The 18996-nt window shown below is 51.1% G+C and carries 16 protein-coding genes; 7 read left to right on the top strand and 9 right to left on the bottom strand.

The annotated features are described in order from the left end of the window. Positions 1 to 122: 122 nt before the first annotated feature. The 7 genes from SH573x_RS01880 to SH573x_RS01850 form a co-directional block, all read right to left on the bottom strand. The gene (locus SH573x_RS01880; protein WP_479352593.1) at positions 123 to 2867 is read right to left on the bottom strand and encodes a formylglycine-generating enzyme family protein; all 2745 of its coding nucleotides are present in this window, start codon (positions 2865 to 2867) and stop codon (positions 123 to 125) included. An 86-nt stretch (positions 2868 to 2953) separates the two neighbouring features. Further along, positions 2954 to 4471 carry a hypothetical protein gene (locus tag SH573x_RS01875; protein ID WP_479352592.1) on the bottom strand — a complete coding sequence of 506 codons (1518 nt, stop codon included), beginning with the start codon at positions 4469 to 4471 and terminating at the stop codon, positions 2954 to 2956. Next, positions 4464 to 5180, bottom strand: coding sequence for a hypothetical protein (locus tag SH573x_RS01870; RefSeq protein ID WP_479352591.1), 717 nt, complete (start codon positions 5178 to 5180; stop codon positions 4464 to 4466). The genes SH573x_RS01875 and SH573x_RS01870 overlap by 8 nt, the downstream gene beginning before the upstream one ends. A gap of 226 nt (positions 5181 to 5406) precedes the next feature. After that, positions 5407 to 6474 carry a hypothetical protein gene (locus SH573x_RS01865; RefSeq protein ID WP_479352590.1) on the bottom strand — a complete coding sequence of 356 codons (1068 nt, stop codon included), beginning with the start codon at positions 6472 to 6474 and terminating at the stop codon, positions 5407 to 5409. A 546-nt stretch (positions 6475 to 7020) separates the two neighbouring features. Next, positions 7021 to 9057, bottom strand: a complete 2037-nt coding sequence (locus SH573x_RS01860; RefSeq protein WP_479352589.1) for a glycoside hydrolase family 97 protein — start codon at positions 9055 to 9057, stop codon at positions 7021 to 7023. A 31-nt stretch (positions 9058 to 9088) separates the two neighbouring features. Next, positions 9089 to 10252, bottom strand: a complete 1164-nt coding sequence (locus SH573x_RS01855; RefSeq protein WP_479352588.1) for a cysteine desulfurase family protein — start codon at positions 10250 to 10252, stop codon at positions 9089 to 9091. Continuing rightward, the gene (locus SH573x_RS01850) at positions 10249 to 10647 is read right to left on the bottom strand and encodes an ArsR/SmtB family transcription factor (RefSeq protein WP_479352587.1); all 399 of its coding nucleotides are present in this window, start codon (positions 10645 to 10647) and stop codon (positions 10249 to 10251) included. Before SH573x_RS01850 ends, SH573x_RS01855 begins: the two co-directional genes overlap by 4 nt. Before the next feature lie 82 nt (positions 10648 to 10729). Between SH573x_RS01850 and SH573x_RS01845 the strand changes: the two genes are divergently transcribed. From SH573x_RS01845 to SH573x_RS01835, 3 genes are all read left to right on the top strand, one after another. Next, a complete protein-coding gene (locus SH573x_RS01845; RefSeq protein ID WP_479352586.1) occupies positions 10730 to 11278 on the top strand; it encodes a class I SAM-dependent methyltransferase in 549 nt (182 codons plus the stop codon). A gap of 123 nt (positions 11279 to 11401) precedes the next feature. Further along, complete coding sequence (locus tag SH573x_RS01840) at positions 11402 to 12484, top strand: DUF4380 domain-containing protein (protein ID WP_479352585.1); 1083 nt, start codon at positions 11402 to 11404, stop codon at positions 12482 to 12484. Between the two features lie 115 nt (positions 12485 to 12599). Then, positions 12600 to 12896, top strand: a complete 297-nt coding sequence (locus SH573x_RS01835; protein ID WP_479352584.1) for a hypothetical protein — start codon at positions 12600 to 12602, stop codon at positions 12894 to 12896. Between the two features lie 13 nt (positions 12897 to 12909). Here SH573x_RS01835 and SH573x_RS01830 read toward each other — a convergent pair whose 3' ends face one another. Both SH573x_RS01830 and SH573x_RS01825 read right to left on the bottom strand, forming a co-directional pair. Beyond that, positions 12910 to 13335: an IS1096 element passenger TnpR family protein gene (locus SH573x_RS01830; RefSeq protein WP_479352583.1), complete on the bottom strand. Its 426-nt coding sequence runs from the start codon at positions 13333 to 13335 to the stop codon at positions 12910 to 12912. 555 nt (positions 13336 to 13890) lie between these two features. Next, positions 13891 to 14586 (bottom strand): PEP-CTERM sorting domain-containing protein, encoded by a 696-nt coding sequence (locus SH573x_RS01825; RefSeq protein WP_479352582.1) that lies wholly within the window; start codon positions 14584 to 14586, stop codon positions 13891 to 13893. Between the two features lie 1340 nt (positions 14587 to 15926). Here SH573x_RS01825 and SH573x_RS01820 point away from each other — a divergent pair. The 4 genes from SH573x_RS01820 (at position 15927) to SH573x_RS01805 (ending at position 18919) form a co-directional block, all read left to right on the top strand. Continuing rightward, a complete protein-coding gene (locus SH573x_RS01820) occupies positions 15927 to 16274 on the top strand; it encodes an ArsR/SmtB family transcription factor (RefSeq protein ID WP_479352581.1) in 348 nt (115 codons plus the stop codon). A gap of 27 nt (positions 16275 to 16301) precedes the next feature. Beyond that, positions 16302 to 16769: an SRPBCC family protein gene (locus SH573x_RS01815; RefSeq protein WP_479352580.1), complete on the top strand. Its 468-nt coding sequence runs from the start codon at positions 16302 to 16304 to the stop codon at positions 16767 to 16769. A 303-nt stretch (positions 16770 to 17072) separates the two neighbouring features. Then, positions 17073 to 17885 carry a DUF899 domain-containing protein gene (locus SH573x_RS01810; RefSeq protein WP_479352579.1) on the top strand — a complete coding sequence of 271 codons (813 nt, stop codon included), beginning with the start codon at positions 17073 to 17075 and terminating at the stop codon, positions 17883 to 17885. Positions 17886 to 17929: 44 nt separating this feature from the next. After that, positions 17930 to 18919 (top strand): DUF3224 domain-containing protein, encoded by a 990-nt coding sequence (locus SH573x_RS01805; protein WP_479352578.1) that lies wholly within the window; start codon positions 17930 to 17932, stop codon positions 18917 to 18919. Positions 18920 to 18996 lie beyond the last annotated feature (77 nt).

The following is an 18996-nucleotide window of genomic DNA, read 5'->3' as shown; positions in this document are numbered from 1 at the left end:
GCTAACCGGGCTCGTTCTACGTTGCGAATGACATTTGGTCCAGCACCAGAATTAAGAGCTTTGTACATTGTGGGTCCAACCTTACAAACGATTTCGACCAGTCGAGTGCGTAACGAATAAGGCTACCTTGCTACTCGAACTCCAAACGCGCGAAACGCACTGTAGGGTGGTTTCGCACTGCGGTAGGAACACCGAGTTGTGCATGAATGAGAATTGAATGCGCCACCGCGTACCGAGCGGAAAACCGTTGCATCTGATGCCGGGTCGTTGGATCGGTGATAGACTGCTGCAAGGTCTGAACACGGGTCTTCGCACCACTCCCTAACATTGCCAAGCATATCCATCAGTCCAAGCTGCTCATTTTTGTCTATCTGCTTCGACCCCGGTGAAGCTCGCGAAGGATGGGCAACCAGGGTTTTGCCAATTCTCTGTCTAACGTTGACGTAATTACTTCCTCGGGACCTCTGGATCCACGTTTCGACGCAATTAATGTGCTCTGCATCGCGATCGACATCAAACTCGTCACCCCACCAGTATCGCCAGTGCCAGTTCTCGGGCCTTAATCCAAGCTTAGCAGCGTATTCCCATTCATCTTCAAAGGGCAGTCGACAGCTTTTCCCGCCCCAGCGCAGCCATTGACAAATCACCCAGCCGTCGAACCAGCTCAAATAAATAGCCGGATGCCGGTCTGATTGAGAATACCTGCGGTAGTTCCTCCACAGGTGGCTCCTCCGCTCGCCATAGTTTGGGTCAAACAAGCGGACAAATTCATTCGTTAAAGGAAATCGTCCCAAATGGAATGAGGCTACCGATGTGACAATCTCTGGTTGATTAATGGGAAAATTGTCGGTCATGAATTGATGGAGCGCTTCATCGGATGCACTTGATCGGGCCAAACGTATCCAGCGGCGCGCATACTTTTGCCTGGGCGTAAGTCCGATACGTTGCTGAACCAACTGATCGAAGTGTTCGTTAACTTTCGTCTCTGGGTCGATACGGAATTCGGCAAACGTTTGGTGCCAGTCTCGAAGCCAGTTGGGAGATAGTGCTTGATACCCCTGTTTGTCGAGTGTTGTTCCCATCCGAAAACTACCGCCAGGTAGCTGCAAGAGATGATCCACTATGTTGCGCGCAATTCGCTGCTTTCTTTTGCCATACCAGCATTTGTACAAGATCCGTTCGAACTCACCCCACCAACGCTCGCGAATTGCGAGTGCCCGACGGTTTCCTGCTCGGCAATACTCGTCGAGCGGCCTCCAGGATCGGTAGATCATCTCGGTCGATCGCTTAGCCATGAATTGCCCACCGTCAATGTTAGGTTGGCTAAGCACAGGTTGATAGAGCAACTCAATTGCATTGAGCCACGTAGTCTGATTGCGAGCATCCGCTGGCATCTCGCAAAGGAACTGCCAAAAGTGATAGTAGCTTTCTGTGACAACTTGATCCTTCAAGTAAATCCAATCCCACAATCGAGCACAGTCGTCGGAAGTCGCCAATTGGGAGAAGTAGTAGGCGAGCAAAAATTCGTGCAGACTGCGGTTGGCCCAGATAATTTGATCTAAGCGTCCCACGCAATCCTCAAACAGCCCATGTTCGAGAAATTCGCTGTTGAGAGACGCGATACCATTCCAATTCAAATCGAAATCGCCGCGTAGTTTGAGTGCAGTGCATATTGATTCGATCTGCCTTTGGACTTCGCCAAAGTCGCCTTTGTTTACGTCGTGCACATAAGGGTAGGCGAAAGAAGCCTCATCAACTTCCGGTCCAGACGGACAATTCGGCCAACTTGGAGCTTTCCGATGGTGGTGAATGAGCGAGCAATAGGCTGTAATTGCCAACAGACTGATGGCGGTAACTACTTGAATGTTAGTGACTTCGAAGGTGCCATCGGTGCGAAGCTCTAAGCGATCTGATGAAGCCCGACCGATCATCGCAGCAGCCTTCGACCGGCGCATCCCTTCAAGGAGAATCTTATTGATCGCGTGCCAATAGACGTCAGCGGGGTAGCGAAAGTCGCTCATTTCTTGCTTGCAACGCAGATAAGACAGTACGCGAGGAACTGCCAGGATACTATGGGCCTCCGATGGTATATCGTCAAACCGCCGCCTGCCGTTCCGCAACCACCCCAAGTAGCGTACTTGTTGAGCACGCGTAAAACCCTCGACGCGAACGAACTGCCATGGTGTTGATTCATCATCGGTCGCAAACAGCGAATCCCAATGAACTAAGAGTGCGTGCGGCCGCCCAGCTAAGACGAACCTGCATTTTTGAAATAATGGTGCTTGCAGAATCTCTGCCAGGACAGCTACGTCATCATTGAGTGCCTGGTCCAATCCATCGAAGATAAGACATAAGCGGCCCTGTCGTGCCATTCCTTGCACATAGAGTTCAGCCTGCGCAGTCGGCAGTTCGGATCGCCTGGGCTGCTTGGTGTAAAATTGCCAAATCTTGGCTACCGCTCGGATTAGTCCGCTTTCACTTTCGTACTTCTTGAGACTGAACGTCTGGACCGCCTCTCTGAGATCAAACCGGACCGCCATCATACGACAATCTGGCTGACTTATTCTGTACCGAAGCCATTCGAGCGATTTTGATTTACCAACCCCAGCGTCGGACGTTAACACCAATCGCTGAAACGCTCGACCATGGCTGTTCAGATTCCGGGCGACTTCTTGACGGTCGATTCTCGTCCACTGACTTCTACGCTCACAGTCCCCTGAGATGCGATCGCGTCGCACGCCCTGCTTGACTATGCATCCACGAACATCGACGTGTTTCGAGCGGTCCAGCCAACTCCACTGCTGGTCATGAATGAACCAAGGCAAATCACCGTTAGTGGCAAGACTAGACTTGGGCTGTTGCGTCATGATATAGCTGTCCTTCGTTGCCAAGATTTACGGCAGGCCTCAATTCAAGCGATTGCCATTGTCTCGAATTGGACGTGTCCGGGTTCTTATACCAGTTCACTGTCATTGGCTTCATGTGGATGAGCCTCATCATCTTCGTCGGGCTCGGTAGCCCCACCAACTGGTCGCATCATGTACTCGAGACTACCAGTATTAACTCGGCCTTGGGGGCTATCTTGATCGGCGAGCGGCTTGCCGTCCGCACCCAAGTACCTCTGCTCCGCATCCCGCGCAGTCCCCCACTGACTCTCCCACGCCAGCTGGCAATAGTCGTTGTATGCCTGTTTCCATCGATTGACATCCAGCATCCAATCCAAAGCATCGCCAATGGTTTGGCAGTTTCCAAGTACATTCAGTCCGCGATAACTCATTGAAGAATTTTTTTGAGCACTATCGATTTGTTGATTGGCTTTATCGAAATCTTCCGAGCAAACAATTGCACTATCGAACAAGGAGCCCGCGTCGGCGGTATTCGTATAGTGGACCATTGCATCCATCTTGAAGCTCCCCGCTTCAACCGGCGCTAGCTTTGTTTCCGAGTTTGCCATTGCGGTCCCCTCTGGCGGCAAAGTCAATTGCGCCGTGATGGCAACAAAGGGAGTTAGAGTAAACGGAGTACGCCTCTCATCCAGATAAAAGTACTCGATCTTCCGCTGGCCCTGGTCTGCGACCACCGTTGGTATCTCTCCGGCTGCAGCCCACATCGTCGCCAGAGCCGCTGCCTGAATTGAATAACCGGACAGATAGGGCAAGTAAGGCACGTTTTTGAACACAGCAAAATCAGAAAACGCCTCGCCAGAGTTGGGAGCGCGGCTGCGAACCCTCCATAAACAACGATAGCGTGAACCCAGACCAGACGCACGCCAAACTTGGTTCACTGGATCGACAAGCCCCGATATATCCATCAGTCCATGCGCAAGCATATCCGGCATAACTGCGCCAACAAAATCTCCGAATAACTCCACTTCGAACCAGAGCACATAGCCCTTTTGCAATTTCCTATCGTGAAACAAAACTGGGGTAATGGCCGAACGCGGAATCGCTTCTTCCGATCCCCTCGAGACGGAAGTTCGGTAAGGCCTCTTCGAATCGCCAAACTTCCGTTGTAGAAAATCGGCAACAATCCAAAATCCATTCGTGGCGCGATAGTGCTCAAGTAACTGGTCCAGCAATAGATAGGCCCCAGGACGCTCCGCGCTACCTCGATGCTCTTGAGATACATCGAGCTCCAAGGGCTTACTGGGAACATATGCATTGAGCGCCTCAATCGCAGCCTGCAGATCCTTGATGGATTCTCGAGGGTCTCCAGTCGGGTTGTCACGCAATTTGGCTGTCGTACGATACAATCGCATTAGGATCTCGGCGATCTTGGGCGCAAAATCACCCAAACGCTGCTTTAAATCACTTCCTACTACCCTCTGATGAAGTGATTCAAGCACAGTGACGTCACATTCACCTCTAACTAGTCTCGCCGAGAGTTCACTCTGGTCGCCAAATATCATCGAATCGGCAATAGACTCACTGGGTAACTTAACAGCGACGTGTAAGGGATAGTCTTCAGGCATCCTGATTCCTTTCAAGTTGTTTGATGAGCGAGTTGAGCTTAGCGTCCGCAATTGCGGCTTCAGCCAACGGAGTCCCTAGTAACTCGCGAACTTGTTCGATTGTAGCTTCCCTCAAGATGTCTTCTGAGGTGAACGAGACACAAACTTTTCCCTTTTTGGCTTTCACCATTTCTTTCTGCTCGGGTGACAGGATCACATCTGCAATCAAGCTTAAGGATCCTGGCATCGCGATACGCAGCCACTTCTGAATGGTATCGCCCTCTTCATTCAATAAGCCGACGAGAATGACACCGAACTCGAGCTGCTCAAACAGGCTACGATCGAGGTTAATCCGCACTCGCCCGAGGTCATCGAGATCGTAGCTATATTCCGGATTGACGTCCCCCATGATCACTTCTTCGTAGGTCAGCCACCGGATGCTCGCTGGCGAGTCCGTCTTCCGATCACGAAGCCGTACAGGAGAATCTGACTCAACTGGCAAGGCATTCTTCCAGTCGTGCACATTGCCGAGAATATCGATGCGTCCTAAAGCGGTCGGCGCTAGGAAACGGAGGCGATAACTCTGACCAACTTTCATGCTTGGCAGTTTCACTATGCCTTGTCCACTGGTCGCGCCTTCGCAAACGATGCTTCCTTCTTTATCTTGCAGCTGCCACGCAATATTGGCCAGCTTCTCGTCTCCAGCGACTCCGTCCGAAACGTACAGCAACGCTGACGACTCAGGTTGACGCGACGTAAAAGAAACCAACCGGACAGTTACTTGCTCTCGTGACGCCTGCCACCGAGCGCCTCCTACGATAGGATGTTCCGCCATCATCGAATTCAAGTCGCTTATCAGCGATGCTCTCGCATTCGATTCCAGTTGCCCGATCAATCTATTGTTCATGTTTGTTGACCTAGTGAACTATTGTCTAAGTGCTTGGTTTTACGTGGATTCAATCCAGCGATTCATCGCCTCGGGCTATACGTTCAGCCAAATTTCTGAGCTGCATAAGCAACTCGCGATGTCGCTCGGTGAATCTTTGGCGAACACGCGGAGTCATCGACTCTTCGAAGAGTTCGCAGTAGACGCCCGGGGCACGTTGCTTCAGTAGTTCGAGAAACAGCTTGTCGACACGCTGCTGTCGCGTAGGAGGGACAGCGTTGCTGGCCGTGTCTAGATGAGCTTCAAGTGAGGACGCTGGGAACATGCATGTTCGGTGTCGCAATTCCCCCTCGCAGAACTGACAACTTAGACCTTTCTCTTTCTTGAGCCCAACGTCAACTACTGAATCTAGTTTTGTACACTCACTACAGTAGCGAACCGTTTTCGCTCGACGCGTACCGACCGGAAAGAAACGATACTGGAACTCTTTGTGATCAATCTCGGGGTGGCAGTTACTGTATCCACCACATTTTCCCTTGTCCGAGATCTCGCCATGCCCAGGAAAAATACATCGAGCCGTTGGGCCACAGGCTATCGCCCCGTAATCCACTCCTTCGACCTCGACCTGGAGGTGGAATGCCAGAAGGCTATATCGGAGGTGATTGACGCGAGCCGCGAAACCACCCCAAGGCCAATCGCCTTTAGCGTTGGTTGGCATGGACAAAATGGCTTCGCACAGGTGTGAATCTATATCAGTCGGGCCAGTATTCGGTGCACCTGACAAATGATACTTGATCGGAATCCATGGTCCGGCTTTTTCACCGAGCAATGTTTGAACTCGCTCGAAATCGCATGGCTGTGGCGATACCGCCAGATAATGGCCAGCCAACAACATGCACAAAGACAAATGCGGCAACGAAACGTCATATTCGTTGTTTTGAAATTCGAAGGGCATGTTTTCGGAAAACCACTGACGCTGCGATCGCAAATCCAACTTGTATCCAAACTCCAAGAAGAATTTCATTGGCGGAATTAAGCGAGGATACAGGTACAGGCTCAGCCAAACCACGCTGTCCTGATCGCCAGCTTTCAAACTGGATAGGTGGCTAACACTAAGAGCGGGTGGCCCTTTGATCATTCGGCTACTCCTAGCTACAGAGAAGTCTCAAGCTCCAATCGCCTAAACCTCTAAAGGCAGATACTCCGGTGGCTCGTAAAGAATTTTCTAGAAACTTCTGGCCTGAGCTCAGATTTATAAGCCTACGAAGGCTTGCTATCATTGCAGCTACTTGGGGGGCTGGCAAGGCATACTGGGATCATCGCGTCCGCTGCCTTTTGCCCAATCGTATCGAAATGTCCGAAAACCCACTGTCTCGAAGGCGACGTTTTCGCTGAGAGCAGCAACGCTAAGTGTGTCGCTTCCGTAGACCGAGTCACGCACCGATAGACACCATCGAATACAACTATTTCGTTTTGATCGGTTTGCTCAAAGACGCTCCAGCAGGATGTGTCCCAATGAAGCTGTGAGGTCTTTTTTCTCTATCGATGGTCAAGCGGGCATTTTGAGGAAGGCAGGCAGTCGTACTTTTGTGAATCAATTTTGATTAAAAGCTACCAGTCTGAAATTTACCGGCTCAGTACTTCTATCTTGGATCGCAAGCGTTTTCGAACGCATCGTGAAGCTTCAAGGAGCGGAACTTGGGCGGATTGGTACTGCTTGGGCCACGAATCCCCCATTCTCAACCATTACGATCTTCAATATATCTTCTGCTCTCAGAGACTTCCGGATGTGATCCACCGATGTCGCATTGCCATTATTTTCATCCTGGTACAAGTCGATGTCATAGATTCCATTGCCCAGAAAGTTTAAAGGCAACTCCAACGATTTCATTGCCTTGGCCGTCATGCCACCTAGATACCAGGTATCACCGCTACGTCTCGCGATGACAATATATTCATCTAACTTCGCATCAAGCACCCACGTCTCGTCCCATGTCGTTGGCACTTTCACGACAAAATCGAAGCCATCTTGATTGACGTAAGCCTGTGGGTAGTCGGCGATCATCGGCAAGTGATTCTGGTACACGACATACATGGCCAATTGATGACAGCGTGTTCCTTGTACCATCGGTGCAATGTCGCGAAATCGATAGTCTTTGGGAAAGACGCTTCTCATACCGCCTTGGTGATAGTCAAGCGGTCCCGCGAGCAACCGTACAAAGGCAACGTCGAGATTGTGTTCAGGAGGCGTACCTCTCACACCCGGCGGTTGCCACTTATTGTATTCTTGATTCAGAACGGCTTCATAGCTTAGAACGTTGGGCCAAGTTCTTTCCATACCGGTTGGCTTATACGCTCCATGCCAGGTTACCGTCAAATGATGCTCGGCGGCCTTGCGTGCAACTTCATGATACCACTGCACCATTTCCTGGTCGTCGCGGTCCATAAAGTCGATCATGACTCCTTCAATCCCCCACTGCTCGTAAGTTCGAAACGCTTCGTCAAGCTGCGGACGCAGTGCTTTCCAATGCATCCAAAGTCGCAAACGCACGCCTTTGCTTTTGGCATAGCTCAACAATTCTGGCATGTCGATGGTCGGCGCAGCTTTCGTAACATCTGTCGGCCCTTGGGGCGCGATTGGTCCGCCATACCAAGCGATGTCTAATCCATCCAGCGAGTGATACTCGACGCCATGTTTACTGCAGAAGTCAATGTAGTGCTTCATAGTGGCGGTGTTGACACCTGGTTCAAAGTCGACACCTTCCAGTACGTAGTGATTCCACCAAGGAAAGGTCGTCTTCCCCGGCTTGATCCACGATGGATCTGCGATTGCTACCGGATCATTTAGGTTGAACACTAGATTCGACTCGATCAAATCGCCAGGCTTGTCCGCAACCATGAAAACTCGCCATGGCGACGCAAACGGAGCACTTCCTATAACCTTGGCTCCATCTTGTCGGCCTGGTAGAGGCGATAGTTTTGAGACTAGGGCGCCGCTGTGCGTGGCAGACGGCGTTAGATACATACCTGCGTAGTTGGTCAGGTTCGCTTCGGTGAATGCCACCCAGCAGTCCTCACTGGCTGAGGACAGCAAGCAAGGCAGCCCAATCAGACGGTTCGGCCGAATCTCCGATACAGGCAAGGAATCGTAGTACCATTCGTAGGACGTTGTATACCCAGCCAAGGGAAGCACTTTCGCACTCCGATTGCTAGGAAACGTGAGACTAGTATGTTCATCGGTCAATACAAAATTAGTGACTGCCGACTGTTCAGGAATCAAATACTGAAATGCAAAACCATCGTTGAAAGCTCGCACAACCAGGTCTAGTCGGCGATGGGGTGCCGGTACCTCATCTAACGACACTTTGAGCTCGTTGTGAGCATCTCTGGCTTTGGATGTCTTTCCGACTGCGATCACATATTCGCTGTCTCGGCTAACTCGCTCGGCACTTACTAGTTTCAAATTTTTAGTGAGCCGTCCGGTCTCCAAGAACTCCAAGCCGAGTGTTGCTTGGGCTACCGAGATTCCTCGATACGTCCCAGCCAACACTGGCTGCCCGTCAGCAGCCAAGCTTAACGTGACTTCCAACCGCCCGTCAGGTGAAGATAGCAAATAAGTTTGCGCCGCCTTCTCCTGTGAAAACACGAACCCGATCATTTGGAGAACACCAAACGCGACAAGCAAACATTGAAAGTGTCGTCGGCGAAGTAAAAAATCCATAGTCACCTACTCAATTCAAAGCGTTGGAACTCTACCTGGCCAATCCATGAGACGAGTTGGTTGAATCTGTCGCCAGTTGGTCACTCAGAGCAGACACAACATAGTCAATCTCTTCTTTAGAGCTTGATCTGCCAAGACTGAAGCGAATGGCACCCAAACATCTTTCTGTACTTAGCCCCATCGCGGAAAGAACCGGGCTTAAATGCTGCTTGCCAGCGTGGCAAGCAGAACCCGTGGATGCAGCCAATAAGGGCAGCTTGGCCAGCAGATCGTACCCCGCGAATCCATCGAAGCTGATATTCAACGTATTGGGCAGCCGTTTCGTAGGATGGCCATTCAGACAAACACGTTCGCCGAGTTCACTTCGTATTTGCTCCCAGAAGTAATCTCGCACCTCTTCGATTCGAGCGTTGTCTATCCAATCGCCTGCTTCTTGACAGGCGACTCCGAGGGCTGCAATCTCCAGGATATTTTCGGTTCCCGCGCGTCGTCCTCCTTCGTGCCCCGCGCCGTGCATGAACGGTACTAGCTCAATGCCCTCGCGAACGTACAGCGCGCCAATGCCTTGAGGTGCATAAAGTTTGTGACCCGCGATCGACAACATATCAACTCCCATCGATTCAACGTCAACTGGGATCTTGCCGACCGCTTGGGCGGCGTCCGTGTGCACTAAGATTCCATACTCGTGGGCAATTGCGGCAATATCTTCGATCGGCTCAATCGTGCCCACTTCATTGTTGGCCAACATGATTGAGATGAGCACCGTATCAGGGGTAATGGCTCTCGATATATCCGCAGGATCGACAAGCCCAAACTGATTAACAGGCACTTGTGTGATGCTGGCCCCCAGCGTCTCAAGAAATCGCAATGGCTCGACGACAGCTGGGTGCTCGACGGAACTAATGATGAAGTGAGGTCGCTTCAGTCGCTGGCGGCTAGCAAAGAACAAGCCTTTGATCGCGTAGTTATTGGCTTCAGTGCCGCCGGAAGTGAAAATGATCTCGGTCGGATCACAACCGATGAGTGAGGCAACGCGAATCCTCGACAGTTCGACGATCTCTGCTGCGGACGTTCCTGCCCAGTGTCGGCTGGATGGATTACCAAGCTCCAGCTCAAGCAATCTCAGCAGCTCTGCCCTGACCAACGGCGAGAGTGGAGTTGTCGCGTTGTAATCCAGGTAAAATCGCCGGCTCATGCACGTGACCTCGCAGTACGATTGCTTGCCTGTTTTGACTTCTTTGGGTTCGTGACTTGCTTCGCCTCGAGCTTAGCTTTTTCGGCTTTGATCTGCTCCGTTGACTTCGCTACTGGGTCTTCATTGCGAGCAAGTTCATCAAGCAGCAATCGAGTCATTTTTGGTCTGGCGAGATAGTAGCATCGAGTCTGAGCGTCTTGAGCAAAGTCAACCAAATGCGTATGTCTGAGGAGCGACAAATGTTGGGACAAGTTCGCTTGACGCGCGGGTAGCAAGTCTTCGAGGTCCGTGACGCATTTCGGCCCTTTTGAGAGTTCTTGAAGTATGGCCAGCCGAGTCGGATGAGCAAAGGCTCGCAGAAGAACGGCAGCTGATTTCGTATCGAGCTCAGTCAAGATCTTCCTCCGGGTTGTTGTATTCGCATATCTGAATACAATCTAAGTGTTTGTAAATCGCCGCACAAGATGAGCAACGGCCATGGACAGGACTCAACATTGGGAACAGGTGTACCAAACAAAGAGTTCGACCGAAGTGAGGTGGTACGAACCCGATCCTAAACAGTCTCTCGATCTAATCTTAGGCGTTGCAGGTGCCTGTCGCGGGCGTGTGATCGATATCGGCGGAGGCCAGTCGTTCCTCGTTGATCGCTTGCAGGACGCTGGTTTCAAGCATGTGGCTGTTCTCGACATATCTCAAACAGCGATCGAGGCAACCAAGGCTCGACTCGGCCAGCACGCGTCGCAAGTCGAATGGATAGTAGCCGACATCACGCATCTCGATTCATTGGGCGAGTTTGATATCTGGCACGACCGAGCGGTGTTTCATTTCATCACCGATCCGAACGACCGAAAGCTCTATTTGGAATTGCTGAAGCGATCCTTGCAAATCGGTGGCTATTTTATTGTTGGCACGTTTGCCAAAGACGGTCCAGAAAAGTGCAGTGGGCTACCGATTTGCCAATACGATGCAGCCACGATGCAAGCAGAGTTAGGCTCTTCGTTTGAACCCGTAAAATGCAGTGAATAAGGGCCGTTAACAATTGCCCAACTGAGCTGCAGCCCGCGCCGCTTATCCGGCGAGCGAGCTGAGACAGCGAGGACGGTCGGTCGTGGTACGTTTCATTTGCGGTTGCGTTCGCCACGCACTATCATGCGAACTCTATCAGCCAATTTCTTGACATCTATGAACCATCAGGCGGGCATCGTGCGGGACGTCAACGATCAGAAACAGCGCGAGAGAAGTGTGCGACGGTTGTACCGGTCAGTTCTCGCAGTGGTGCTCGTGTGCTTATTAGGGCTCGAGTGCCAGGCAGCGACTGGCGCGAAGGTAGTAACCTTTTATGGATACGATGACTGCATCGAGCTGAGTAATGGAACAGCCAGAGCTGTCCTCTGCCCTGCCGCCGGCGGACGCATACTGTTCTATGGAATCGACGATCGAAACATCTTGTACTTGCCACCTGGTAACGAGGGTTGGGTGTGGGATGGCAAGTCGTCGTCTGCGCCAATGGACGCGGGCCGTTGTGACATTGGACCAGAGCAAATCGTGCCTCGACGAAGCTTGTTATGGCAAGGACGATGGACAGGCAAGATCACAGGTGATCGACAAGCGGTGCTTGAGAGCCAAGATGATCCATCCACGGGCGTTCGCTTGCAACGCACGTTTGAACTGGCGGCCGACTCCAGTCAACTCAAGTTCACACAAACGATAATTAACGTGAGTACTAAACCCGTTGAATACTGTCACTGGAGTCGTACATTCGCGCAGGGCAAAGGTCTATGCCTGATACCTGTCAGTCAGCCTGGTCGGTTCCCACACCACTATGTTCGCTACGATGCACCAGGCAACCTGATTAACTTCGCGGCAGAGGACCCCAGTATTAAACTGGTCGACGACTGCTTGTTGATACAAGATCATCCTCGGTATCCCAAGCTTGGATTCGACTCGCACCGCGGCTGGCTGGCCTATTGTTCGCCGCAGAACTTACTCTTTGTAAAGCGATTTCCGACGTATCCTGATCGAGCATACAACGAGGTTGCTGGGCTGACCATCTCGGTATGGTACCCGGCGGATAACTTGGTCGAACTGGAACCAATCGGACCGCGTGAACATCTGACCCCTGGTCAATCGAGTCAGTTTACCGAGACCTGGTATCTGGCAGATTATCGATATCCCGAATCAAAGTCTGTCTCGACGCAGGACATCAAGTCCAAGGTAGAGTCGCTCCGATAGCTGTCCGCGTGCGGTTCACCGGCTCAAACCCAACTCAACTGACCAATTTCAACGGGTTTTGTTTGTCGCAGCGTCTACCTCCACCAATGCGATAGAGCTCTGGCGGAGCGATGGCATGAGCGGAGAGGAGTTGTGGATAAGCGATGGCAGCCTGTTGCGAACCAAGTTACTGGATGAAGTGATACCCGGCAGCGCAGGCAGCAATCCAACCAACTACTTTCGTTTCGGTTCCCAGATCTTCTTCAGCGCCTATGGTGAAAGCGTTGGGCGCGAGTTGTGGAAAGTTGCGGGACCACCCGCCGGAACGCACATTGACTCTGATCAACTCCGAGACGGCTTCGCAGCGCCGTGTATACAAGATCTTCGGCAACGGCGAACTCCATGGAAGTCTGCGGCGCCGCTGAAACGCTGAAACAGTCGCGCAGCTAATAGAAGTCGTCGTAGACGTACTGTTTCGGTCGCTTACCTTTAGTACGCGCGACTCGAGGATACTTGCTGCGCTTGGATGGTTCTTTGAGGGGCTTTCGGCTTTTGAGAATCTTGAAAACCCACTCGTCTCCCCAGTCGAAAAGATAGAACAAACTTTGTTTCTCGGGCAGGGGAAAGACTTCTTTGATCGGTATGTTGACGACGGACTCTTCGATGTCCACAAGAAATCGCCTATCCCGACTGAATACATCCTTGGCTACGAAGAAAGTGTACAAGTGAGCGTCGTCCGAGAAGCGAACGGCCTTGAAAATCGCTTGGTGGAGATCGTCCAGTAACGCACTCTCCTCGATCTCAATATCAACTTCCCAATCGTGTTCCGCGTAACGACCGCCGACCAGCCGAGCAGTCAGGGTTATGATCATGAGAAGCTCCTGAGCATCCAGCTCTTTGAAGTACTTCCAAGACGTCGGGGATGAGCACCCGGTTTGCAAGAATCCTATGCAAAAATCAGAGAATTTTGTAGTGGGCGGTACAGAACTCGAATCTGTGACCTCAACGATGTCAACGTTCGGCATCGATTCAAATCGACAACAAAAAACAAGGAAAAACGCAACTTCTGAAATCACGTTGCACCCCACGTTGCACTTGGAGGCTCTAGCTGACAAGTTGTTTCAACATTTGCCAAAGGCTGATGTAAGAAAGTTGCTCTCCTTGCTGCTCGATCGACTCACTAGGTCCTAGCGACGAACAATTGTCCGCGTCTCCTTGACTCCACGCCTTCTACCACCCAACGAAACAGCGGGTTGCAAAATCACCAACGAAAAACGTCGAATTCGATAAGCTCGACAAACACATGCTCCGGTGCTTGCACCAACTTGCAAGACTGGAAGATGAGATGATCAAAAAATCGCTACGTCACACGCTAGGACAATAGCAATTTCTAAATTGCGTTGCGCCAATCTTCGCACCTGAACTTTCTAAGAGATTACCGCCTTGGTCAGAGCGACGGGAGTCCGCCGTTTTTTTACGAAAGCGTATGCCAATCCGCATGCTCCCATGAGCATCAAACTACTAGGCTCCGGTACTGCAGTTATCGTAACAAACTGATTTGCCGTAGTTTCAAATCCGACCGAACGGACCAGTACGTCAAATGGTGTGGCAGAATTGAGGTCATCCACCGACACCAAGGCGAATCCGTATTTAAGACCTCCGACGCCATCAAATCGAAGCCCCAGATAGCCCGTTTGTCCACCGAAATTTCCAGTGGCTCCCGGATCGCCTGGAAAGGTAGAATATAGATTCCCCAAATCGAATGCAGCCGAAGTAAAACTGCTGCTGCTCGAAACCAGATTGCCTATGTTCAATCGGCTGGCAGTTGGGAAGCCATCTCCTGTCGGCAAGTCAACAACTACACCGTTGTTGCTGCTAAATGGAGCATCCGTTTGCGCGAAGCCCAGTACAAAGTTCGGATCGTCTGAAAAGAAATTCGTAAACGTGAAATCGGTTGTGCCGTTGCCGTCAACATCCAAGTCGTATTCTCCAAGATCTATCGCACTGATTCTAACATTGACGTCGCGGAAAACCATCTCAGCTCGACTTTCGGAAACTGTCAGACCGAGGATGATGATCAGGCTAATCCACTTGAAACCAGAATTCGCTGCATGGGGACACATTGAGGGCTACTTTTTTGTAAAAAGACGGGGCGAACAAAACAGAGTTTGGAAATCGCGAGTGCAGGCGAAATCTGACTTGTTCTTAATGCATATCTCATTCCATGCGTTAGTTAGGTCAGCTGCCTCCGAAACCGATCTAGCTGCAGCGGCAATCTTCGCCACTGGAGCCGCAGAACAGACAACTCATTCCACCAGCGACAACGCGAAGAAAACGAATCGAAGCTGGCGGATTCCGCCATTCTCTGCGTGCGGCTGTAGACCACGCTCGCAAACCTGCTAGGTTGATGAGCGTCAGGGAGCTCTTAATAAAGCTCGCAGGCATATTTCCTTCTGGTGACGGTCGGAAATCCCCGGTGCGGACAGCGGACAAACTGTGTGCAGCCCGCGATAGCAAAACTATCGCGGTCTTATTTCTCAATTGCGTTAAGCAGCATTATGCCATCGAGACAAGCGGAGTTAACAGTTGCATTTTCATAGTTAGCAATTACATCAACGTCACCATCGCGGGGCAGCGCTGTCTCCCGAACTATAAACAGCTCCAAACCTAGCTGTATGATTGTTTTTCCGAACGGGAAGAAACTTCGCGACGAGTTAACGAGACCGGCAACTCAAAAAAATGGGCTCCAGCTACTGGAAAATGATGCGCTCACTGAAAATGCTGAGAGTGTTCGTGCCGTGATAGCGAGACAAGTCGAGCAGATCGTACACTTGGTTGACGATTTGCTCGACATCTCCTGTATTAGTTGCAGGAAGGTGATAAACAGGTTTTCGAAGGCATTGGAAAGGTCAGTTGCCAGGCAACTACGATCGAAAGAAGCTCAACGCTGAAAAGCCTGGCTCACCTTGATTCGAATCAAAAATTCGGTAGTCAACTAAACCTGCTTTTTGCTTTTTTTGTGGTACGGCTGCAGATCGATGTTGACCAACTTCGGGCTAGCTCGCTTGCCTGCCAGCTTGCGCTGGTTGGCAGCGAAGGTTTCCCAGACCGTCGTCACACTGGTCGAACCGTGCCGACCTGTTCCGAATCAACTTTCGTTATCGCAAACGAGAACGATGCCCGCGACTTTTGCGTCATGAGTTGAAAATGTAATCCGAATCGGCAGTTTGCTATTGTAAAGATTGAGTGACGAAGGACAGACCAGAGCTTTCGAGACGTCGCGCTACCCACTGAGCTAAGGCGACTCGCGCCACTGGGGAGATGCGAACTCACGCCATGGTCTCCGATCAAGTCAGTCGGCCAGTTGTATTCAGAGTGCCGTATCATTCTTTCCGCGTTTCGATAAGGATCTCAATTCGAAAATCGCACTTGACATATTCCGTCTTAGGAATACGATAGCGGCATGCCTCCAACACCGACCACTAACGACATCTTTAGCGCCATCGCTGAACCGAATCGACGAGAGCTGGTATCGCTCTTGGCTCGACGCGGTCCAATGGCCGTTGGTGACATCGTTGAGGCGACAGAGCTTTCGCAGCCTTCGGTTTCCAAACACTTGGGCGTGCTGTTCGAAGTCGGCGTAGTGTCGGTCGATCGGCAGGGCAAACAGCGGATCTACAAACTGGAGGCCGCAAAATTGAAGGCTGTATATGACTGGGCCAAGAGTTTTGAATCACTTTGGGATCATCAACTGGCACGAATCAAGGCGAAGGCAGAAACCCGCGCTGCAGCGGCTCGAAAGAACAACTGACTAACCTCTCACCTATTCGGAGTATTAATGGTCAACCGCACTGAACCACAGACTAGCTTCAAGACTTCTGTAATCGAACGCGTTGTTGAGATCGATGCGCCAATCGAATTCGCATTTGATGCGATTCTCGATCAGCTGGGGCCAGATTGCGAGATGCCTGGCGGAAAGGCATTTCCGTTGCAGTTGGAAACTTGGCCAGGCGGTCGTTGGTTCCGCGACCTCGGTAACAACACTGGACATCTATGGGGGCACGTCCAGGTCATCAAGCCGCCGACACTAATCGAAATAACAGGGCCATTGATGATGTCCTATGCAGCAATCAATCACCTTTCGTATCGACTCAGCGGCGAAGGTACCGCGACCAAGTTGAACTTTCACCATCAGGCTGCTGGTTTACTCGATACCGACCATCTCGATGGACTTTCATCGGGGTGGGAGTATTGGATTGAACGCGTCCGCAAACTAGCAGCCGTTAAAGCGAAGGATGCGAAATGAGTTGCTGCTGCAAAAAGCGAACATCGCTTGAGAATCGAACGTGGCTTATACGGACAAGTGCTGCACTGCAGTGGGTTGTTCCGAGCATTGCTCTGGCGTTAGTTCCCAAGTGCCCGGCTTGTGTTGCTGCCTATCTCGCTCTCTGGACGGGACTTGGTGTCAGCTTCACTTCCGCAACTTATCTGCGATGGACCTTGATCGGGATATGCGTCACTGCCTTGGCGGTCGCTGCTTGTATGCAGCTTGGCGTTCTACGAAAACTTCTTTTGGCATTATTTAGTCAGATTACTTGGAGAAAGAAATATGCAACGTGAAATCGTAAGTCGAGATGTTTGGATTGAAGCGAGGAAAGAGTTGCTAGAGGCTGAGAAGGAGCTAACGCGTCGCAGCGACGAAGTCGCCAATCAGCGCCTTCAATTGCCCTGCGTACGCATCGATAAAAAGTATGAATTCGAAACCGAGCGTGGTGCTTCGTCGCTTGTCGATTTGTTTCAAGGCCGAAGTCAACTGTTGATGTACCATTTCATGTATGGTCCTGACTACGAAGCTGGATGTGTCTCTTGTTCTGCAATTGCGGATGCGTTTAACGGGTTGCACTCGCATCTTGCCGGTCACGACGTAACGCTGTGCGCGGTGTCTAGCGCACCGCTTGCAAAGCTTGTCGCCTATCGGAAGCGGATGGGTTGGACGTTTCTGTGGGCCTCCTCAGGTGGCAGCGACTTCAATCAAGATTTCGGTGTCGGATTCACCGAACTGCAGCAGTTCGAGATTGGTCTCAACTACAACTATCGCGATGAACCTGTGTGGCTCAAGCGAAGCGACGAAGGCATGGCTAGCCGAATGCAAAACTCGCCCGTCGGAATCAACGCCTCGATGACTGGAACGGACATTGCGACTTACACGCGGGAACGTCCTGGAATGAGTGCATTTCAAATCGAAGACGGAATCATCTATCACACCTATTCGACTTTTGCTCGCGGGCTGGATGTTCTCTGGTCCCAATATCAATGGCTCGATCGCGCGCCCAAGGGTCGTAACGAAACCGCCGTTTGGTGGCGACGGCATGATGAATACGCGAAATCTCAAGCCGAAGTCTCATGCTGTTGCGGGTCTTAATCACTATCTCTGCTCTCTGTCTTGAAAAGAAAGTACGCAAACGAATGAAAACGCATCTACTTATCACCTTGGCATCACTTTTGATTTTTCCCATGACAGGAGTTTCTCAGGAGCAAACGAGCTCAAAAGCCACGCAGCATTTCACTACTTCCATAACCGTTGACGAATCCCCCAAAAAGGTCTTCGATGCAATCAACGACATTCAAGGTTGGTGGTCCGTGGAAGTGGAAGGCGAAACCAAAAAGCTAAATGGTATCTTCCACTACCACTTTCAAGACGTTCATCGATGCACGATGAAGGTAGTCGAGTTCGAGCCCGTGAAACGCGTCGTCTGGCTCGTGCAGAAGAATCATTTCAACTTCACCAAGAACCCAAATGAATGGCTGGGTGATAGGCTGACATTTGACATCAAACGCGTCGGCAACCAGACCGTTCTTACTTTCACGCAGATGGGTTTAACTCCTGAAGATGAATGTTATTCCATCTGCGAGAATGCTTGGAAACGGTACATTCAGCAGAGCTTGTTCTTACTAATTACCACTGGCAAAGGTCAACCAAACGGCACAGGCGTTGCTCAAACCGAAGATGAAAAAAGGCTGGCGATGAAAGCGCAGAAAACAGAGAAATCCGTGGATGAAACTGTCGTCGAGGGTGAGTTCGACGTCAAAATGGCTCCGCAAGAGTCTACAGATCCAAAGCTAGGATTAATTACCCTCAATAAAGTTTATCGCGGAAATCTCGACGCCGAAGGCGCGGGTCGCATGCTTACCGGAATGACGGAAGTTCCGTCTTCTGCTGCGTATGTCGCAATCGAGAAGATTAATGGGAATTTGGATGGCAAGCAGGGTTCCTTCGTTATTTATCATTGCGGAGTCATGCATGGCGGCGAGCAAAAACTTGACATCGCAATTGTTCCCCAATCAGGAACCGGCGAACTCAAGGGCATTCGCGGCACAATGAAAGTTGACATTCGTGACGGCAAGCACTTTTACAAGCTTGCCTACTCCTTTGACTTAAGTAGCGGAAACAAGTAAACGCACCTAAGTTCTTTCTCCAGTTTGGGTATTCATTGCCGTGATCTACATTCAACTACAGGTCGGATTGCCTGCTG

It is taken from the genome of Rania fehmarnensis (assembly GCF_056494185.1).
The sequence above is the reverse complement of the archived record's forward strand: the minus strand, read 5'-3'. Positions and strand labels throughout refer to the sequence as shown.

Excerpts from the sequence above, each read along its gene's own strand:
- SH573x_RS01880 (WP_479352593.1), bottom strand. The coding sequence starts at position 2,867 with ATGACGCAACAGCCCAAGTCTAGTCTTGCCACTAACGGTGATTTGCCT.
- SH573x_RS01875 (WP_479352592.1), bottom strand. The coding sequence starts at position 4,471 with ATGCCTGAAGACTATCCCTTACACGTCGCTGTTAAGTTACCCAGTGAG.
- SH573x_RS01865 (WP_479352590.1), bottom strand. The coding sequence starts at position 6,474 with ATGATCAAAGGGCCACCCGCTCTTAGTGTTAGCCACCTATCCAGTTTG.
- SH573x_RS01860 (WP_479352589.1), bottom strand. The coding sequence starts at position 9,057 with ATGGATTTTTTACTTCGCCGACGACACTTTCAATGTTTGCTTGTCGCG.
- SH573x_RS01855 (WP_479352588.1), bottom strand. The coding sequence starts at position 10,252 with ATGAGCCGGCGATTTTACCTGGATTACAACGCGACAACTCCACTCTCG.
- SH573x_RS01845 (WP_479352586.1), top strand. The coding sequence starts at position 10,730 with ATGGACAGGACTCAACATTGGGAACAGGTGTACCAAACAAAGAGTTCG.
- SH573x_RS01840 (WP_479352585.1), top strand. The coding sequence starts at position 11,402 with ATGCGAACTCTATCAGCCAATTTCTTGACATCTATGAACCATCAGGCG.
- SH573x_RS01835 (WP_479352584.1), top strand. The coding sequence starts at position 12,600 with ATGAGCGGAGAGGAGTTGTGGATAAGCGATGGCAGCCTGTTGCGAACC.
- SH573x_RS01830 (WP_479352583.1), bottom strand. The coding sequence starts at position 13,335 with ATGATCATAACCCTGACTGCTCGGCTGGTCGGCGGTCGTTACGCGGAA.
- SH573x_RS01825 (WP_479352582.1), bottom strand. The coding sequence starts at position 14,586 with ATGTGTCCCCATGCAGCGAATTCTGGTTTCAAGTGGATTAGCCTGATC.
- SH573x_RS01820 (WP_479352581.1), top strand. The coding sequence starts at position 15,927 with ATGCCTCCAACACCGACCACTAACGACATCTTTAGCGCCATCGCTGAA.
- SH573x_RS01815 (WP_479352580.1), top strand. The coding sequence starts at position 16,302 with ATGGTCAACCGCACTGAACCACAGACTAGCTTCAAGACTTCTGTAATC.
- SH573x_RS01810 (WP_479352579.1), top strand. The coding sequence starts at position 17,073 with ATGCAACGTGAAATCGTAAGTCGAGATGTTTGGATTGAAGCGAGGAAA.
- SH573x_RS01805 (WP_479352578.1), top strand. The coding sequence starts at position 17,930 with ATGAAAACGCATCTACTTATCACCTTGGCATCACTTTTGATTTTTCCC.